This is a genomic window from Paenibacillus baekrokdamisoli (genome assembly GCF_003945345.1).
Classification (GTDB): Bacteria; Bacillota; Bacilli; order Paenibacillales; family Paenibacillaceae; genus Paenibacillus_Z; species Paenibacillus_Z baekrokdamisoli.
In genome coordinates, this window is the sequence record NZ_AP019308.1 from 2,103,856 (window position 1) to 2,122,908 (window position 19,053).

At 44.7% G+C, this 19,053-nt stretch carries 19 protein-coding genes and 1 pseudogene; 10 read left to right on the top strand and 10 right to left on the bottom strand.

Annotated elements, in window-relative coordinates; translation table 11 throughout:
- The first annotated feature begins 39 nt into the window (after positions 1 to 39).
- Together EKN16_RS09285 and EKN16_RS09290 are read left to right on the top strand one after the other, a co-directional pair.
- Positions 40 to 684: a cupin domain-containing protein gene (locus tag EKN16_RS09285; protein ID WP_232016323.1), complete on the top strand. Its 645-nt coding sequence runs from the start codon at positions 40 to 42 to the stop codon at positions 682 to 684.
- A 353-nt stretch (positions 685 to 1,037) separates the two neighbouring features.
- On the top strand, positions 1,038 to 1,985 hold the full coding sequence (locus EKN16_RS09290; RefSeq protein WP_375782091.1) for a ribose-phosphate diphosphokinase: 948 nt from the start codon (positions 1,038 to 1,040) through the stop codon (positions 1,983 to 1,985).
- 187 nt (positions 1,986 to 2,172) lie between these two features.
- Here the strand turns inward: EKN16_RS09290 and EKN16_RS09295 are convergent, their stop codons facing one another.
- The gene (locus tag EKN16_RS09295) at positions 2,173 to 3,000 is read right to left on the bottom strand and encodes an AraC family transcriptional regulator (RefSeq protein ID WP_164522742.1); all 828 of its coding nucleotides are present in this window, start codon (positions 2,998 to 3,000) and stop codon (positions 2,173 to 2,175) included.
- 96 nt (positions 3,001 to 3,096) lie between these two features.
- On the opposite strand from EKN16_RS09295, the gene EKN16_RS09300 reads away from it, so the two are divergent.
- The 4 genes from EKN16_RS09300 (at position 3,097) to EKN16_RS09315 (ending at position 7,736) form a co-directional block, all read left to right on the top strand.
- Positions 3,097 to 4,284 (top strand): FG-GAP repeat domain-containing protein, encoded by a 1,188-nt coding sequence (locus EKN16_RS09300; protein ID WP_232016325.1) that lies wholly within the window; start codon positions 3,097 to 3,099, stop codon positions 4,282 to 4,284.
- The gene (locus EKN16_RS09305; RefSeq protein ID WP_164522743.1) at positions 4,277 to 5,338 is read left to right on the top strand and encodes a Gfo/Idh/MocA family protein; all 1,062 of its coding nucleotides are present in this window, start codon (positions 4,277 to 4,279) and stop codon (positions 5,336 to 5,338) included. Before EKN16_RS09300 ends, EKN16_RS09305 begins: the two co-directional genes overlap by 8 nt.
- Positions 5,339 to 5,356: 18 nt before the next feature.
- Positions 5,357 to 6,769, top strand: a complete 1,413-nt coding sequence (melA, locus tag EKN16_RS09310; RefSeq protein ID WP_125655691.1) for an alpha-galactosidase — start codon at positions 5,357 to 5,359, stop codon at positions 6,767 to 6,769.
- A 322-nt stretch (positions 6,770 to 7,091) separates the two neighbouring features.
- On the top strand, positions 7,092 to 7,736 hold the full coding sequence (locus EKN16_RS09315; RefSeq protein ID WP_125655693.1) for a GntR family transcriptional regulator: 645 nt from the start codon (positions 7,092 to 7,094) through the stop codon (positions 7,734 to 7,736).
- Between the two features lie 77 nt (positions 7,737 to 7,813).
- Here EKN16_RS09315 and EKN16_RS32160 read toward each other — a convergent pair whose 3' ends face one another.
- The 7 genes from EKN16_RS32160 to EKN16_RS09350 form a co-directional block, all read right to left on the bottom strand.
- The gene (locus EKN16_RS32160; RefSeq protein WP_164522744.1) at positions 7,814 to 8,128 is read right to left on the bottom strand and encodes a hypothetical protein; all 315 of its coding nucleotides are present in this window, start codon (positions 8,126 to 8,128) and stop codon (positions 7,814 to 7,816) included.
- 188 nt (positions 8,129 to 8,316) lie between these two features.
- A complete protein-coding gene (locus EKN16_RS09325) occupies positions 8,317 to 8,790 on the bottom strand; it encodes a hypothetical protein (protein ID WP_125655697.1) in 474 nt (157 codons plus the stop codon).
- 547 nt (positions 8,791 to 9,337) lie between these two features.
- Positions 9,338 to 9,487, bottom strand: coding sequence for a 50S ribosomal protein L33 (gene rpmG / locus EKN16_RS09330; RefSeq protein ID WP_125655699.1), 150 nt, complete (start codon positions 9,485 to 9,487; stop codon positions 9,338 to 9,340).
- Between the two features lie 25 nt (positions 9,488 to 9,512).
- The gene (locus EKN16_RS09335) at positions 9,513 to 10,736 is read right to left on the bottom strand and encodes a GTP-binding protein (protein WP_125655701.1); all 1,224 of its coding nucleotides are present in this window, start codon (positions 10,734 to 10,736) and stop codon (positions 9,513 to 9,515) included.
- A 62-nt stretch (positions 10,737 to 10,798) separates the two neighbouring features.
- On the bottom strand, positions 10,799 to 11,785 hold the full coding sequence (locus tag EKN16_RS09340) for a metal ABC transporter substrate-binding protein (protein WP_125655703.1): 987 nt from the start codon (positions 11,783 to 11,785) through the stop codon (positions 10,799 to 10,801).
- Positions 11,786 to 11,810: 25 nt separating this feature from the next.
- Positions 11,811 to 12,716 (bottom strand): metal ABC transporter permease, encoded by a 906-nt coding sequence (locus tag EKN16_RS09345; RefSeq protein WP_125655705.1) that lies wholly within the window; start codon positions 12,714 to 12,716, stop codon positions 11,811 to 11,813.
- The gene (locus tag EKN16_RS09350; RefSeq protein WP_125655707.1) at positions 12,659 to 13,369 is read right to left on the bottom strand and encodes a metal ABC transporter ATP-binding protein; all 711 of its coding nucleotides are present in this window, start codon (positions 13,367 to 13,369) and stop codon (positions 12,659 to 12,661) included. Before EKN16_RS09350 ends, EKN16_RS09345 begins: the two co-directional genes overlap by 58 nt.
- Positions 13,370 to 13,829: 460 nt before the next feature.
- On the opposite strand from EKN16_RS09350, the gene EKN16_RS09355 reads away from it, so the two are divergent.
- Entirely contained in the window at positions 13,830 to 14,849 is a 1,020-nt protein-coding gene (locus tag EKN16_RS09355) for a CobW family GTP-binding protein (protein WP_125655717.1), read from the top strand.
- Here the strand turns inward: EKN16_RS09355 and EKN16_RS09360 are convergent.
- Together EKN16_RS09360 and EKN16_RS09365 are read right to left on the bottom strand one after the other, a co-directional pair.
- Positions 14,842 to 15,894, bottom strand: a complete 1,053-nt coding sequence (locus tag EKN16_RS09360; RefSeq protein WP_125655719.1) for a TIGR03943 family putative permease subunit — start codon at positions 15,892 to 15,894, stop codon at positions 14,842 to 14,844. The genes EKN16_RS09355 and EKN16_RS09360 overlap by 8 nt on opposite strands.
- A gap of 32 nt (positions 15,895 to 15,926) precedes the next feature.
- The gene (locus EKN16_RS09365; protein WP_232016327.1) at positions 15,927 to 16,952 is read right to left on the bottom strand and encodes a permease; all 1,026 of its coding nucleotides are present in this window, start codon (positions 16,950 to 16,952) and stop codon (positions 15,927 to 15,929) included.
- Positions 16,953 to 17,301: 349 nt separating this feature from the next.
- Between EKN16_RS09365 and EKN16_RS09370 the strand changes: the two genes are divergently transcribed.
- The 3 genes and pseudogenes from EKN16_RS09370 to EKN16_RS09380 all read left to right on the top strand — a co-directional run.
- On the top strand, positions 17,302 to 17,526 hold the full coding sequence (locus tag EKN16_RS09370) for an ArsR/SmtB family transcription factor (RefSeq protein WP_311547856.1): 225 nt from the start codon (positions 17,302 to 17,304) through the stop codon (positions 17,524 to 17,526).
- Positions 17,527 to 17,538: 12 nt separating this feature from the next.
- A complete protein-coding gene (locus EKN16_RS09375; RefSeq protein WP_125655721.1) occupies positions 17,539 to 18,831 on the top strand; it encodes an arsenic transporter in 1,293 nt (430 codons plus the stop codon).
- Between the two features lie 29 nt (positions 18,832 to 18,860).
- Positions 18,861 to 18,969: pseudogene (locus tag EKN16_RS09380) on the top strand (arsenate reductase/protein-tyrosine-phosphatase family protein); the annotation flags it as partial.
- Between the last annotated feature and the right edge of the window lie 84 nt (positions 18,970 to 19,053).

Below are 19,053 nucleotides of genomic sequence, written 5' to 3' on the forward strand. Positions count from 1 at the left end.
TATGGGCAAACGCATAGGCTACTTTGAAAAGCTTTCGCAATGTTCGAAGACAGAAAGGTAGGAAATTGCATGCAATCACCAGCTAATCTGCAATCCCCTTCATTGAACTTAGCTTACGATTTATCCAATGCCCCCTTCTTTATACGGAACAACAACAATTTCATCCTTCAGCTCACAGGCAGCCAGCTCCCTGTCATGCAGAACTTATCTATGTTCGACATTCGTCTCAGTCAATCACATACCATCGAACCGCATTGGCATCCTAATGCTGCTGAACTAGTTTATGTTATCAGTGGAGAGGCAATCGTCACTGTCCTTGATACATTTACCAGACAGCTGCTTACTTATCGCGTTAAACCGCCTCAAGCTGTCTATATACCTATGGCTTGGTGGCATTGGGAAATTGCACTCACCGATAACACACAGTTACTAGCTATATTCGACAATGCGGCGCCACAAACGGTGTTCGGTTCTGATGTATTAAGAAAGACACCGCCAGAAGTATTGCAGCTAAGCTATGGCATCAATGGAGCTCAGCTAGCTCAGGTGCTGCAGCCAATCACACAAACGGTTGTAATTGGACCACCTAACCCTAGCTTCGGTCAGACACCGCCAGCAGGCGCCCCAAGAGACACTGAATCTATCCCATTGCGTACCGGCACTTATCATCCGTCTACTCAGTAAAACAACGATAACATCCTCTTTAAGTCCCAACTTCATATTCATCATGATAACGAAGCAGCGGGTAGAGAATTCTCATTTCAATCGAGAGCTCTCCCCGCTTTTTTCTTATCTGTGACAACTATTTGGACGAGTATGAAGCGTAGTTATGGGGATAATAGGTGATAGAAGTTTACAATAGCCTAGTAATGCTATACCATTGAGAAAGTAGTGTGCAAAGAAGGTTTACGGATAAACTTGACTTTTACTTCCAACGTATCACTAAAAAACTTGGCCTATGCTTCCGAAGTAGTTTTTTAGCTACAGAGGCGTAATTCAGGAAGTATCACTAAAAAACTTTTAGGAGGATCATGATTTTGAATGAGCAAATAGCTCTCTTCTCTGGATCATCGAATCCACAACTTGCCGAGCTTATCGGACAGCATTTAAACCAGCCTTTGGGCAAGATCAAGCGTTCTAGATTTAAAAGCGGTGAGATTTATGTCAACTACGAAGAAGGACTTCGTAACCGACATGTTTATTTAGTCCAGTCCTTCTCTCATCCAATCAACGATAATTTCGTGGAACTTCTAGTTATGATCGATGCAGCCAAAAGAGCTTCAGCGAAAACCATCAATGTAGTGGTCCCTTACTTCGGATATGCAAGACAGGAACGCAAGAGCAATCCGCGCGAACCGATCTCTGCCAAAATGGTTTCCGATGTGCTGACGACTGTAGGAGCCAATCGAGTTATTACGCTCGACTTACACTCTCCTGCTATTCAAGGGTTCTTCAACATTCCAGTCGATCATCTGACTGCACTCGATCTTTTATGTAAATATATTAAATCGAAAAACATTGAAAATCCGATCATTGTTTCACCAGATGCGGGACGTGCAGAGACAGCGGAGAAATTAGCCAATTATCTAGACTATCCTTTCGCTATCATGGTTAAAAAACGCCCCTCCCATAACGAGTCAGTCATTACGCATGTTATCGGTGAGGTTGAAGGCCATACTCCTATCATTATTGAGGATTTAATCGATACGGGCTCAACCATTCAAAAGGTTGTAGAAGGGTTAAAAGAGCGTGGCGCCAATGATTCTTACGTTTGTGCGACTCATCCGGTTTTCTCTGGACCTGCTCTTCAGATATTGGATCACCCGAATATTAAAGAAGTCATTATTACAGATTCCATTGCACTTCCTGAGAACTACCCAAGCTATATAAAGGTGATCTCCGTCTCCTCCCTGTTAGCTGAAGCCATTAGCACCAATATCTATGGCGGTTCAATTAGCGAATTGTTCAAAATCAAAAGCGTATAAAATATATATAGCGTTGGACATCATGTAGTTTTATCTGGCGCAAAAAAAACGGGTAGAGACCTCAGAAAACATCTGAGTCTCTACCCGTTTTTTTGTGGTATTTGAAGAGTTCATTATCGTTCACAAGCAACTTCACAATGCGCACAAGGGGATGGGGTTGAATATCACTTGGGCGATTTAGTCGTCGTTAACTGTTCCTAGCCCGATACTGCAGCGGAGTTGTGCCTGTCTCCTTTAAGAATACCTTGTAGAATGAAGTCTCACTCTGGTACCCAATTAACTCGACAATTTGCCTGACCGTTAATCCTGTCGATTGCAAGTAATGCTTGGCCGCCTCCATTCGGCAGGATATCAAAAACTGGATAGGGCTGACCCCTACTTCAGCTTTAAATGCATGGGCGAGATGATATTTGTTTGCGAATGTAACGGCGGCAAGTATGTCCAAGGTAACTGGCGCGCGGTAATTCTCTTCCATATATCGACGGGCGATTAAGACGATTCCCGGTTTCACATTCGTAACGCTTGCAATACCAGGCTCGTAGTACACCTTCTGCGCCAGTTTCGCGAAAGCGATACCTAACAAGTTACTGGCGATTAACGAATATTCCGGGTCCCCACTCTCATAAATAGCGAGGCATTCCCTCATTAGTTTGCCTATGACGGGAAACAGATCTCCCAGCACAATAACGGGATCCTGCCCGGACGGAAGAAAATAATGTTCCGGCAGGTCGTTAAGCTTCAACCCCTTAAAGGCGAGATAAGTGGCTCGAAAAGGGTAAACCTTTGATGTTTCTTTATGCCATACTCCCTGCTGATAAATGAGCAGCGTTCCAGGTTCCACCCAGTAAGACTTGGAATCAATTACGAATTCCCCCTCGCCTTCCTCGATCAATAACATTTCGCTGAACAGTTCATGTTTGTGTAAATTCAAGACAAAAGGATTCTCCTCGGTATTATAGAAACACCCTCCGCTGACGAATTGAGCTTGCCTTATAAACAGACTCATTTTCTCCATCTTCCGAACCTCCATACCACAAGATTGGATAGTCAATACCGCAATCCATATTATTGTCTTGTACATCATCAAAAGGTTATTGTTGTTATGCATAGGATGAAAGCGCTACCTCATCATGAACACCATAACGCACTTTATTATGATCATGCAATATTGAATAATTTAATGGAGAGGGTGACAAGTTTGCTGCAATTCAAAAAACGTCTGCTATCGGATGAGAAATACGAGGCTTGCGCGGTATTCGACGTCAACGGGGACGGAATTCCGGATATCATAAGCGGAGCTTACTGGTATGAGGGGCCCGATTATAAGAAACGTCACTTCATTTGCGAGATCGAAGCTATATCCGGTTATCACGACGATTTCAGCGATTACCCGATGGACGTTGACGGCGATGGAAATTTGGATATCCTTACTGGGGCATGGTGGGGTGAGACGCTGCGCTGGCGCAAAAATCCGGGCGGTGACCACCAAAACTGGGAAACGTTCGATATCGATTTCTGCGGAAGCATCGAGACCATTCGGTTCTTTGACATCGACGGTTGCGGCGTTCCGGAGATCTTCCCGAACACACCCGGTGCTCCGCAAGCTTTCTATAAGTTGATCCGGGATGAACAAGGCAAAGGAACTTCACAGTTCCGCAAAGTTCCCATCGGTACCGAAACGAGCGGGCACGGCATGGGATTCGTCGACATTAACGGCAATGGCCGTATGGACATCGTCCTTTGCGATGGTTGGTTGGAACAGCCTGAAGATCCTTTCCAAACCCCATGGACGTTTCACCGGGAATTTTCGCTCGGTTCGGCCAGCGTTCCAATCCTTGGGTTTGACGTCACAGGAAATGGTCTGATGGATCTGATCGTCGGCCAAGCGCATGATTACGGCTTGCATTGGTATGAACAAGGCATTGACGAAGATGGTTCACGCACATGGACCAAACACCTCATCGACGACTCCGCTTCGCAATTCCACGACTTGTGGCTGGTGGATCTCGATCTTGACGGGGAAATCGAGCTGATCACGGGCAAGCGTTACCGCGCGCATAACGACGGGGATCCCGGTGCTCACGATCCTATCGGAATTTACTATTACAAGATCGATGGCGGCCGCTTCGAGAAACACGTCATCGACTTCGGTCCGGCAGGCGAAGCGTCTGGCGCAGGCATCTATTTCTGGGTGCAGGATCTGACCGGTAATGGATACCCGGATATCGTCGCTCCCGGCAAAGACGGACTCTATTTATTCGAAAATTTGGGATTAAGGAAGGATGCGGACAATGAGTAAATTGCGAATTGGATTCGTAGGCGTAGGCGGAATGGGACAGATGGCGCACTTAAGTAATTACACGGTGCTGCGCGATTTATGCGAAGTGGTCGCATTGGCAGAACCGCGTCCAAAATGGGCACAATTGATTGCAAATCGCTACGGCGTTCCCGAAGTCTACGAGAATCACCTACAGCTTCTTAAGCAAGCCAAAGTCGACGCGATCGTCGCGCCGCAGCCTTATCGTAACCACGCCTCTCTTATTCCGGATATTCTTCGCGCGGGAATTCCGGTATTCACCGAGAAACCGCTGAGCCTTACCGTTGAAGCCGGACGCGAGCTTGCACGGATCAGTGAAGAGACGGGTACGCTTCATATGGTCGGTTATCACAAACGATCGGACCCGGCTATGGAACGCGCCAAGGAAATTATCGAGGAATGGAAAGCTAGCGGAGATTACGGCAAGCTGCGCTATATTCGCATGACTATGCCGCCTGGTGACTGGATTACTGGAGCGGATATGCCGCTCACTACGGACGAAGCTTATCCCCCTATTGAACTTGAAGCGGGTCCCTCTGATTACACCGACAGTCAGACTGCAGAATTGGATTCGTTCGTTAATTACTACATCCATCAAGTCAATGCGATCCGGTTCTTCCTCGGGGAAAATTACCATCTGACTTTCTCCGATCGCAATGGCATTATTCTGAACGGGGAAAGCGACAGCGGAGTCACTGTTACACTCGAGATGGCTTCTTACACGACGTCGACAGAATGGCACGAGAGCATTTCGGCTGCATTCGAGCATGGCTTCGTTAAAGTGGATTTGCCGGCTCCATTAGTACGCCAAATTGCAGGTAAGCTGACCGTGTACAAAGACAATCCGACAATCGGCAAGCCAGAAATCGTTCTGCCGATTATGCCTAACGTTTCGGCCATGCGCAACCAAGCCAAAAACTTCATTGCCGCCGTCCGCGGCGAACGGCCCGCTCCTTGCGCATCGCGCGAAGCTCTTGAAGATCTGATTTTCGCCAAATCTTATATTGATTATAGAAACCACCAGTTTTCCGAATAAACCATTGGAGGGATGAAATTGAGAAGGATCGCGATTATCGGAGCAGGAAGTATCGTATTCTGCAAAACGCTGATGCTGGATATCATGGCCACCAAGGATCTGGAAGATACAGAATTCGTTCTTATGGCGCCCTCGACGGGTAAGACCTCACAGGTCAAAGCGTTCGCTGACAGAGTCATCAAGGAGAACCACCTAAAATCCAAAGTTACGATCACAACCGATAGGCGGGTAGCACTACGTGGTGCTAACTACGTCATTACCTCCTTTCAGGTAGGCGGCGTTTCGGCGTTCGAACTGGATTACAAAATCCCGATGAAATACGGCGTCGATCAATGCATCGGCGATACGCTTGGACCCGGCGGAGTATTCCGCGCCCTGCGCAGCATTCCGGTCATTCTGGAAGTCGCGAAAGATATGGAAGAGTTATGCCCGAATGCAACGTTACTTAACTATGTAAATCCGATGGCTATGATCTGTTGGGCACTCGGCGAGACGAACGTCAAGTATGTCGGCTTGTGCCATGGTGTTCAAACGACGCTCGATCTTATAGCAGGCTATACCGGCGTATCCAAACAGGAAATCGACTATATCTCTGCTGGGATCAATCACATGGGTTGGTTTACCGAGCTTTCCCATAAGGGCGTAGATTTGTATCCGTTACTTAGGGAGAAGTTCGAGCAGCCCGAGTTCTACGTGAACGAGAAAGTCCGAGGTGAAGTGTTCCGTCATTTTGGTTATTTCATGACTGAATCGACGGGCCATCTATCCGAGTATGTACCATGGTTCCGTAAAAATCAGAAGGCACTCGACGAGTATTGTGACGAGCCGTCGTTCGGCGGAGAAACGGGCGCGTACTATACATGGTGCACGTATGTTGCTGACAAGTACAAGGAGCAAGATATTTTGTCCGAAGAATCAGCCGCTCTCCCTCCTCGCAGCGTTGAATATTGCGCCTATATTATTGAAGCGTTAGAGACGGGACGTACGTTCAAGTTCAGCGGTAACATTCGCAATGACGGGATGATCTCCAACCTGCCTGCGGAATGCTGCGCGGAAGGTGCAGTATTCGCCGACCGTACTGGTCTTCACCGCACCATCATTGGAGAAATACCACCACAATGTGCGGCGCTGAATCTGACGAACATCAACGTACAGCGCCTGGCTGTCCTCGCGGCTAAGTCGGGAGATCCCGAGACTGTCGTCCATGCGCTCGCACTCGATCCTTTAACTTCATCTGTGCTCACGCTGAGGGAGATCCGGGAGATGGTCACCGAAATGTTGCAAGCCGAGCAAGAGTGGCTTCCACAATTCGGAGGGAGGCTGCCGCGCCCAACGCCGGAGATTCCCATTCCTATGGACCTAAAACGTGCGGAAGTACCGATCGATCCCGCTCTCGCCGTCTTCTCAAGGTTCGGTGAGCTTGCGAAATAGTTCCGAAAACGCGGGTATTCTTCATGAATATCCGCGTTTTTCCACATGGATTCACCAAAATTCACAGAAATGAGGTGCTGTCCCGCAAGTAGCAAAAGTCTACCTCGCGGGTACAGCCCCTTTATTTTTCATAGATACGATAGTTCCACATGGGGTCGACTGACTTCTTCCTCCATATAAGATTTTATTATTATATTGTCTACAATCTTTTGTGTTTATTATGATTGACTACAACGTAATGTTATGCTGTTTACATCCATAATCATTTTCAGTACTATAGGGAATGGAGCAACTTAGGTGAGATGAAAGCAGGTAAGCCCAAATGAGTGAATTTCGTTTTGAAGAACAAAAAAACACATCGTTACGCCATAAAATAACCGATGATATACGTAAAGCTATTTTTCAAGGGAAGCTTAAACCTGGTGATCGTCTACGCGAGGTAGAGATGGCGAAACAGATGGGGGTAAGTCGTGGTCCCATACGCGAGGCTATTCGCATGCTTGAGCAGGAAGGTGTAATCAATTCCCAACCCTACAAGGATACAATGGTTGCTGATATCTCTGTTGAGGAAGTGGAGGAGGTCCTTCTCCCCATTCGTCTTACGCTTGAAATCTTCGCAATCCGCAAGGCATTGCCGAATCTAACAGAGCAGCATTTAAACAATCTAACTGCCATCATTGGCAATATGAAACAAGCGGCGGATGAGAAGGATTTATACAAATTGGTAGATTGCGATTTGGCCTTCCATGAATATTGGGTTACGCTCTCAAACGTCCCTAACTTACTCGGAATTTGGACTTCCATCTTCAATCGCATCAGACTGTATTTTATCGTGCAAGGGCAGACTTATTCCGACCTCAATCCCTTATGGGAAAGTCATGAATTGCTGCTGCAAACCATACAAAAAGGTAATCTCGTAGAAATAAACAGCTTGCTTACCGAACATATTCTAGATGTCGATCTCTAGCATCGCGACATAAAAATGGAAATTTAAACAGGCTGCCGTAAAAAATTATCGGCAGCCTTGATATGATAATGACGCTATTAATTCCCAAACGCATGTTTTTTCTTCCGTATTGCTCTTTTAACAAAAACGGCGCATAAGTTGACAATATAGAATACACATAATGTCGTATAAATCAGTACATACAAGAATGCTCCAATAGTGGTTAAGCCCTTCGTATCTTCTACGTCTACAAGGGTATTCATTGGAACAAACGAAATGGATCGTTTATCAAGCATATAGTCATGCCCATCATCCGTAACTAAACTAATGATTTCACTCCCATAATGCCCCGAATAAATCAAATTCCCGTTTACTAGAGCTTCCCATGTTTGCTCTACTCCACCTACTGCCATTGCTGGGCGTATTAAAAACGGCAATTCCATTTTTAGCAAAGTAACTTCTTGTGATGATACCGCTTGATAATGTTTTTTTAACGCGATACTTATGAGGTGAGAATCATGGAAATACACAAATATACTTTTGAAGAGAGGGAGACTTACGAAAATTACGACGACAATAATAATTACATGTGACTTTAATTTCACTTGCATCCCCCTTTCACATCACCAATTTCTTTTTTCCAATATGTATGTAAATACGGAATAAGCCCACGTCTATTCCTCATATAAATACATTCATTTGAAAATTTAGTAATTCTAATTTGTGTATTATTAGCTACCTTTGAGAAACAAATGAATCTAGTCGGTCGTCCTCTGGGATATGGTGAATAATAGACAAGGCCAACTTCAACAATCTCCTCCCAGTTTAATTTTATACTTTTTTTAAACGACCTATATTCAACACTCTTGTCACTTACTACAACTACTTTATTTATCCCAGTAAAATAAAAATAGCTAATTAGAAAAAAATACCAACTAACTACAAATGTTATTTTAATCCACGGATTAATTACTTCACTGAAGTAAACAATAATGGTTGGTATTACTGCCAAAACTACTAAATATACGATCATAGCGACTATAACAGCTGGATTAACAAATAAATATTTTTTCACATATTTCCTCCCAATACTTTTATTGCTAATAGAGAACCTTTTTGATTAAAGATAGCGACAACTATTAAATACTCCCATGAATCCGTTGTTGATTGTAGTCCTGAATGAATTGCGTTACGATATCGTAGGTCCATATAAGTCTATTAGCTACATTCTACATTACCATAATTACCCTAAAAAAAGGGGTGGGGTTTGATTTTGTATAAGAACGCCGAGTAATAGTCTGACATACACGGGTGCTTATTCTGATTCCGAGGATGATGAGTGAAAACAGAAACCTGAAATAACCTTGACCCATTACGGATCAAGGTTATTTGTTTAGACTTCTTACTTTCGAATCATACGTTTAGCCATATTCACTGGAATATTTCGATTCTTCATTCCGTACGCAGCAACAGAACTTCCTATTACTCCTAGAGCTATTAAAGAGTATAACGTTGCTCGAGTCATGAATAAACCTCCCAATTTTATAGTTTGACGTACCTCTTTATTTTCTTCAATTAGAGAAGAATTTATTCTTCAGATCGTAATTGGTTGATTGCGAAGATTATCTCGTTTCACGGTGCAGCGTTATTCTTTTCAGACGAGGGCTGTACTTCATGAACTCTATGCGGCTGGTTAGCGTTCTTTTATTCTTGGAGGTGGTGTAGTTCCGATCTCCTGTTTCTGTACAAGCTAAAGTTACAACGACTCGCATGATTCTTTCCTACCTTCTATTAGGTTTAGGCTATTGGACAAGCTTCTGCATCTAAAGGTTCCACCTCAGAGTTAGGCAGCACGTCTACAAACTGCGTCCAATCTTCTTTCATTTCTTGATCGGTGAGCAAGCAATCATCTAGGCTTGTACTGATGCCTTGACGATCCATATCGATCCCGATAAACACCACTTTGTTGATACGATCCCCATAAGTTGCATCCCAGTTCGATGCAAGTTCTGGATCCTCTTGAAAATGAACCTTGCGTTCATTTTCCGGAAGCGCTGCAACCCAATAACCGGATGGACCAAAGGAGATCGAAGGACCCGCTTGGCTTATGCTTTGTCCGAGTGCATTGCGGCTTGCGAGCCACATGATACCCTTGGCACGTACGATCTCAGTCGGCCATTCGTTGAACCACTCCATTAATCGCTCTGGATGAAATGGTCTGGCTCGTTCGTATACAAAGGAGGAGATTCCGTATTCTTCCGTCTCCGGGGTATGTACAGGCTTCTCCATTTCTTTCATCCAACCGGCGGAAACACTTGCTTCATCGAAGTCGAATAGACCCGTGTTCAAAATCTCGCTTGGATCGACCTGTCCCTGCTGGATACGTATTAGTTTAGCCCTTGGCTGAAGCTTCCGAAGAACTCCCTCAAGCTCAACTAATTCATCCTCCGCTACCAGATCGCATTTGTTCAGCAGCAGAACGTCGCAGAATTCAATCTGATCAATTAGCAAATCGACAACCTCACGGGTATCATCCTCCCCTACAGCTTGACTGCGCTCCAAAAGCGTCTCTCCTGAAGAGTAATCATGCCAGAAGCGATAAGCATCAACTACCGTAACCATGCAGTCCAATCGGCAAAAACGAGTCAAATCGATATTCTGCTCTTCATCCATGTAGGTAAAGGTCTGTGCGACAGGGATCGGTTCACCTACACCCGTTGATTCAATCAGGATATAATCGAATCGATTCTCCTTCGCCAGTCTCTCGACCTCACGAAGCAAATCTTCTCGAAGTGTGCAGCAGATACAACCGTTAGACATCTCGACCAAGGTCTCATTCGTACGTGAAAGACCACCGCCATCCTTAATCAACGTGGCATCGATGTTAACTTCACTCAGATCATTGACAATAACGGCAACCTTTAAACCATCACGGTTGTTCAGCACATGATTCAATACCGTTGTTTTACCAGCACCCAGATAGCCGCTCAGAACGGTTACCGGTAGTTTAGCTGCGTTCATTTCATCACCTCATATACGTAATTTTTACGAATTTAAACCAGAATGGTGCTCCAGACTCCATGCTACTCGTTTAATGCTTTCTTCAATGCTTCCAGATTATTCTTCATAATCCCGATGTAATCCAAATTTTTGGTCTTATCTTCATCCGTCAAGCCTTCAATCGGGTTCAATACATCTGTCTTGGCTCCAAGCTCATTCGCTACAGTCTGAGCAACTTTTGGATCAACTAGAGTTTCAAAGAAAATCGTTGTGACTTGATGTTCTTTAGCAAATTTGATTATATCCGCCATCTTACCTGGAGAAGGCTCTTGTTCTGGGGAAAGGCCTGCAATTGGCACCTGTGTAAGCCCATATTGCTTGGCTAGATAGCTGAACGCCGCATGCTGAGTAACAAAATCTTTGTTTTTAACATCTTTAAGGCCGCTTTTGTATGCCTCGTCCAGATCCTTTAATTTCGCGATATAAGACTCTGCATTCTTCTTGTAGTCTTCTTTATTGGCTGGATCAGCTTGCTCGAAAGCAGCTTGAATCGACTCTACTTCCTTCTGCGCAAGAACCGGATCTAACCAAACGTGAGGATCTAGAATTGTGCCCTCTTCCGCATTGTGAGCATCGCCCTCTTCCTCTTCATGCATACCTTCCATCAAATTAATCCCTTTACTCGCTTCTACAACTACGCGTTTATCATTAGAAGCACTAGCAAGAGCCTTATCTACCCAGCCTTCAACAATTCCGTTGTAGATAAAAATATCAGCTTCCTTCACCTTCGCCATATCCTTCGCGCTAGGCTCCCAGTCATGAGGCTCAGCACCTGCTGGAATCAAAGCGATCACATCAGCATGGTCCCCAGCTACTTGCTTGCTGAATTCATACATCGGATAGAACGTAGTCACAACATTCAACTTCTTGCCTGTATTCACATTATTGGCAGGTACGGTTGAAGCATTATTCGCTTGGTTCGCATTCCCCCCGCAGCCTGATAATAATACGAGTGCGAGTCCCGCTGATACGGCTAATGATTGTTTGCCTATCGTCTTGCTTGTCTTCATTTACTTTTCCTCCTGAATTATGAATTTATGAAAGCTCGTTCTCAAAAGCTTCCTTCTTGAAACGGGATACCTGAGCGTTGTACAAGGCACCTTCTATTTCCTTTTTATTTTTCTTGCTTCTTTTTCCAAGCTTCAATATTAATTTCTTGATACTGATACCTGCAATTAGGAAGACAAGTAGAATAAGAGCAATTGTCCCTCCTGGAGGCGTACTAAGCTCATAAGAGGTCGTTAGACCAGAGAATACCCCAACTAAGCCAATGACCATGGAAATAAACAGGGCAGCGGTGAAGCTTGGTGCAATTCGGATCGCTAGAGCAGCCGGAAGAATGATTAAGGAAGAGACCAGCAGAACGCCGACAATTGGCATCGCTGCAGCGACGATCATACCTGTTAACACGCTGAAGCAGAGAGAAATCGTTTTGACCGGAAGGCCATTCGTGCGTGCGGTTTCCTCATCGAATGAGATTTGGTATAAAGGTCGGCGGAAGAGGTAGAAGAAGGCTAAACCTACAACAGCTACAACGATCATTAATAAAAGTTCTGTTTGATTGACAGCAACGACTGAGCCAAACAGATAGGAGGAGAAGCTTTTATTAACGCTCTGATTCAGACTCATCAGCACAACAGCCGATGATAGCCCCCCGACCATGATGATCGCAATCGATATTTCACTATAGGTTTTGTAGGATCTTCGGACATACTCCACAGCGATCGCTCCAACAACGGCAACGGCAAAGCCGGTTAGAGTTGGATTGATATGAAGATATGCTCCGCCAGCAACACCAGCCAAAGATACGTGAGATAACATGTCAGCCATTAACTCCTGGCGGCGAAGCATGAGATACACGCCAAGCACGGAAGCTAGCAGTGCTATGATCCCACCGGCGCAAAATGCCCGCTGCATGAAGTCGTAGTGCAGCATTTCCATCCTCCCTCCTCCTTTCTCTCCAGCTCAATAATACGATCCAGATAGGGCTGGACCTCAGTTAACCCATGTGTGACCATAACTACGGTTCTCCCATGCTCCTTCACTTGATGATGCATGAGCTCGTAGAATCCGAACCGACTTGCTTGATCCATCCCTGTCGAAGGCTCATCCAGAACGAGAAGATCCGGCTGCTGGGCTAATGCTCTAGCGATGCAAATCCGCTGCTTCTGTCCTCCAGACAGCTCGCCAATCTTGCGATAACGCAGCTCCCACATCCCTACTTGACGAAGTGCTTGCTCGGTTAACTCATGATCTAATGGCTTTAACTTGCGGAACCAAGAACCTCTTACATATCTGCCTGAACGAACAAACTCCAGAATTGTGCTAGGAAATCCACCATTAAAAGCCGCGATTTGCTGAGAAACATACCCTACGCTAAGCTTGCTCCCTTCCGAATTATATGGGGAGAGCTCTACCTTGCCTTTCCAAGGCTGCAATACGCCCAGTGCAAGCTTAAGCAAGGTGGTCTTAGAGGCTCCATTAGGGCCGGTTACCGCCACGAATTCACCTGAAAATATGTCAATACTTGCACCATGCAAGCATGGAACATCACTATAGCCAAACTCTACATTTTGCATAGATACTAGTAACATCTACTTCCACCTCTTTCATATGTGTAATAATTACGATATTAATAAGGTTAATATGTAATTTTTACGCTTAATCAATTTATCATCATTTAGGCTATTCGTCAAATGGTTCATACAAAGGCTATATAAAATAGATAAATTCAACTAAATCGTTGGCCGAGGGACTGCGCTGCGCGAGCAGATCGTCCTTCCGATCGCTGTTGCAGCTGGATTCTTTGATTTTCTTAACCCTTATAGGGTAAGAATCCAGCTGCAAAGGCGAACACTAGCGTTTCTCCAGAACGATTCTGCTCGCTCCGCTGCGGTTGTCTGTTTCTTTAGTTCCACGATATAGATCAATTGATTGAGCAACTTGCGCTGCTGCTGTTAGCTAAACAAGAAAATTATGATTTGCTCCCAACGTTCTCTATTGATTATAATCATAATAGTTCGTAATTATTACTTATAAATGGAGGTGTCCCTGTTGAGAATCCCGGTACTAGTCTTAAGTGGATTTTTGGGCAGCGGCAAAACAACGCTGTTGCTTCGATTGCTAGAAGAGATTGCAAGCCGCGGATTGAAGCCCGGCATTCTGATGAATGAATTAGGCAAACAAGATGTAGATGGTAGGATACTTGGTGAACACAGCCCTGCATCTTTGGAGAAACTATTAGATGGCTGTATTTGCTGCAGTAAGAAAAGCGAAATGGCAGGCAGTTTAAGCCTCCTTCTTAAAACGAAACCGGATGTCATCATAATCGAGCTCACAGGTGTCGCCAATCCAGAAGAGATTGCGGATGCTCTGACTGAGCCTGGACTTATCGGACAGCTGCGTTTGAAGCGCATTATTACACTTCTAGATGCCGAGCATGCTCTCGATTATAACAGCATATTCGCTACCGACAAGCAGCTTGTTCGAACGCTCCGCAGACAGCTGGAAGTCGCTGATTTCGTAATCGTTAACAAAACCGACCTCGTCAAACCGGCTCAGCTGCAAAAAATTGAGAAGGCAATTCGTAAGCAAAATGAACATGCATCAATCTCTTATACTACCTACAGCTCCTTGCATTTGGCACCCCTTCTTGAGGGAGTGACGAAGCGAGAAGAAATCAAGGAGCAAGCTGTTCAGCGTTTACAAATGGTAAAAAGCATCTCGTTGAAACAAAAAAATGCGGAAGGTTCAGTGTCCTCCGCACCTAAGCATGACCATGCTGAATCAGACCGTTCCTTCTCCCGCATCCAGACGCTATCTCTCTCTTGGACAACGTCTGCTCGCCTCACGCGTGAGCAAGTTGAACGTTTTCTTCATCGCTGGAAGAAAGAGCTGCTTCGGGCAAAGGGCTATATTTCCTTCCCCAATCAAGGTCAAATGTATCTCATGCAGCATGCCGGTAAACGAACGAATTGGGAGCCAACAGCCTATACGGGTGAGCCCTATCTCGTTGCTATTGGAATTGAATTCGATCAGGAGCGATTCAAGCTGGAATGGGAACAGCTTACTTAACAAGATTGGAGAAATCATCGAAGTACGGATATACGTAAGGTGTTTTTGAAGCTTTGATCTTCTCGATCTTAACGGCATCCAATTTCATAATCGTATTCTTATTGTAAACGGTCTTCCCGATGGTACCCGTAATCGTTACCCAGGTATCCTTAGGGAAGTCCTTACTCTTATTTGACTCCACCACAACCCCATAAGGGGATGAATCTGCCGAACAGCACTGCATAGCCAGTCTGGACACGACAAATTGATTGGGCGCCATATCATCTTCTCTGTAGATAAAGCCGCTTACGATCATTTTCTTACCTACAAAATTGTCCATGTAAAGATCGACGGCCGTCAATAATTCCATAAAGCCTTCTTCTTTAATCGTTATGGGAGCCTTCTTCTTATACAGCTTTAAGGCAAGTTTCGAATAATCCTCGGTATATTCATCGGGCTTGAACATTTCCTGCAGCTTGATATCTTCTGCCGAAAGGGGGGTTCCCAAAGACTTAGTCGAACTACCCGTGGATGCCATCGTACCTTGATCAGCTGCTGGCGTCGATGGAGAAATAAGTGCGCTATCTCCCGCTGTCACCGAAAAAGGATTGACCGTGGAGGACACATTCTTCTTCGCATTGTCGGACTTGAGCGCAGCAGCTGCTGCTGTCTTGACCATACCGGTAGCACTCAAATTCATACCTTTTATCGAGGCTACATCACTTCCCATGACAGTATCGGGGAGGAAAAACCCTAAGAGTAAAGGAAAGACAAATAAAGAATAGATGAACATATTGACCCCTATAGATCGCGATGGCACATGATCACAGCCACAATCCTCCTGATTCTCACCGAACCTCGATTTTACAGCCAAAAATCCTTGATAGACCGCAACCACGAATAAAAGAAGCGCAGCTATTTTCACATAAATCATCATGCGAGGCGCTATGTAGTACAGCAGGCTATCTGTCTTCACCAAATGAACAATATAGAAGGTCAAGCCAAGCATGATCACTGCGCGCAGAATGTAATGAAAGGTATAGGAACGTTCCTCTTCAAATTCCATCTTCATTCTCCTTTTCAACCCTCTATGATTCGTTATAAATAGAACCTCTCGATTAGAAATGACCCTAGACTAACGGTAATGACAATAAGAAAGGCCAGCGTGAGGACAAACCGAGTCTTGAAAACGGAGAGCAGCATTAAGGAGCCTTTGAGATCCAGCATAGGGCCGAATACCATAAAGGTCAGCAGAGAGCCGGCCGAGAAGGTATTCACGAAAGACGACGCAACGAAAGCATCAGAGGTTGAGCAAAGCGATAAAATATAGGCAAACCCCATCATGAACACATGCGAGGTTATCGCTCCTTGCCCAATATCGACCAAATCACTTCTTGGCACGAATGCCTGAATGGCCGCAGTAATGATCGAACCAAACATCAGATATTTACCCATTTCAAAAAATTCACTTCCCGCATGCTCCAGCATCTGAGTTATTTTGCTGCTGCTTCGTTTGTGCTGATGCTCAATCTTGCCGTCTTCTGTGCTGACGCTTGAATAGAGCGTACTTTGAGAGGTCTTCAATTGGTTCTTGCGCACAAAGGTAAACAGGACCAAACCAATCACAAGTCCTACAAACAGCGCCAGTCCCATTCGGGCATAAACCATCTCCGGTCTTGTCCGGAACGCGATATAGGTGGCTGCATAGACAATTGGATTGACGATTGGGCCAACCAGAATGAATACGACACCTACATAAAGCGGCATTCCTTTTGCAATTAAACGTCTTACAACTGGGATCAAGCCGCATTCACAAACCGGGAACAAAATGCCTAGTACACAGGCGAACAATATACCAAGCAGCGGATTAGAAGGAACAAGCTTGCGAATCCATTTCTCTGATACGAAGATTTGTAAAAAAGAAGAAACGAGAACCCCAAATAAGATAAAAGGAAATGCTTCAAGAATAATGCTTATAAACATTGTCTTGAAGGATCGCAATAGGGTTAAATCAGGCATGGATAAATCTGAGAACACACTCGGATGTAAAAAGATCACGACCATGAAACTCATCAACGCGATAAAAAAGAGATTAATCCCCCATTGAGAACCAAATGAACGCACGAATAGACCTCCTAAAGCAGATGAAAGTTAATGCTTCATCTCTATCTTAACAGTAATAATTACTTATTACTATCTTAAGAATGTTAGATCCATAATATGAGATATCCCCCATCATATATCAGCGATCACTAATATAACCGTTTACTTATTTAAAGGAATAAGTATAATCAAAATAAGAGGTTCCACGCTCATGTTCAATTCACTGTTCATGCTTATCCATGGTTATCCATGTCCACAATCAGAATGAAGAGGGAAATATATGATTACCGTCTCCCAACTTTCAGACTCGCTGAAGCTGCTCTCTGACAAAACCCGCCTGAATATAATTGCCCTCTTGTAGGAGAAAGAAATGTGTGTTTGTGATCTGGTTGAAATTTTGCATACCACACAGCCCAACATAAGCCAGCATCTAAAGAAGCTAAAAGCCAGGGGTCTTGTGAATGAGACAAGACGCAGCCAGTGGATTTATTACTCGCTTAACATGAAGGACAAGCCTCATTTACTTGGAATCCTCGACCAACTTTCATCTATGACCGAACAAATCCAAGCAGCCCGTCCACAGAGCTGTAATTAATCAGGAGGCATCATGCTCGCAGTCGCATCACTGATCTTTCTTCTAACGTTAACTTTTGTCATCTGGCAGCCAAAGGGCTTGAATATCGGTTGGTCTGCTAGCGGCGGTGCTTTACTCGCCTTAATAGCCGGTGTAGTCAGCTTCCACGATGTATGGGAAGTTACACAAATCGTCTGGAACGCTACACTTGCCTTTGTTGCCATCATCATTATCTCTCTGCTTCTGGACGAGATCGGTTTATTCGAATGGTCCGCCCTGCATATCGCTCGTTTGGCCAAAGGGAACGGGAAGCTTCTCTTCGTTTATGTCATCCTTTTAGGAGCTGTAGTAGCTGGCTTGTTTGCTAATGATGGAGCCGCGCTTATCCTCACACCGATTGTACTTGCTGTGGTCCGCGCTTTGAAGATCGATGAGCGAATGATTATCCCCTTCGTTATGGCTAGCGGCTTTATATCGGATACAGCCTCTCTTCCCCTAACAGTCAGCAATCTGGTCAATATTGTATCCTCCGATTTTTTTGGAATCAGTTTTGTCCATTATGCTAGTCGAATGATCATTCCCACCTTGTTTGCTGTTGGAGCAAGCTTGCTTATGCTTTACCTATTCTTCAGGCGACGACTTCCCACTCACTATGAGCAAAATCAATTAAAGCTTCCGAAAGAAGCGATAAAAGATCCGTTCCTATTCAAATTAGCCTGGGTTATTCTTGCCATTCTCCTTACTGCTTATCTGAGTAGTGAATATATCCATGTTCCTGTATCCATCATTGCCGGGGTTACTGCAATCATCTTTATTCTTCTTGCTAGACGAAGCCCTGCTATTCATACTGGCAAAATGATTAGAGAAGCACCCTGGGCAATCGTAGTATTCTCTATCGGCATGTATGTCGTGGTGTATGGCTTGCGTAATGTCGGTCTGACCGACAAGCTGGGAGCTGTAATTGGCTGGATTGGTGATCAAGGACTGTTTGCTGCAACAATTGGTACAGGCTTTCTTGCAGCTATCCTCTCCTCGCTCATGAACAATATGCCCACGGTGATGATCAATGCACTGGCTATTAATGGAATTCATCCAACTGGTATCTTGCGAGAAGCTTTCATCTTTGCCAATGTAATCGGTTCTGATCTGGGTCCTAAGATAACCCCCATCGGTTCATTAGCAACCTTGCTCTGGCTGCATGTCCTTTCTCGTAAAGGCGTAACGATTACTTGGGGTACTTATTTCAAAGCTGGCCTAGTTCTCACGATACCCGTGTTATTCCTGACACTGACAGGTCTCTATCTCTGGCTTATCATCATTCATTAAAGCTACCACCAAGAAGGAGCCTATCCATGATGAACAAAAAACTTTTTTACTTTCTTATGTACCGGCAATTCTTGCCGCAGCCAAATGGCTGACGGGTTCATGAAGGCTATCGGCGGGGATATGTACGAAGTTAAGAGTGTGCAGATGTAAAAATAAGGGGAGTCCGGGATGAGAAGCATCCTAGACCCCCTTATTTTATTGTCTTATTTAATTAACTTTTAC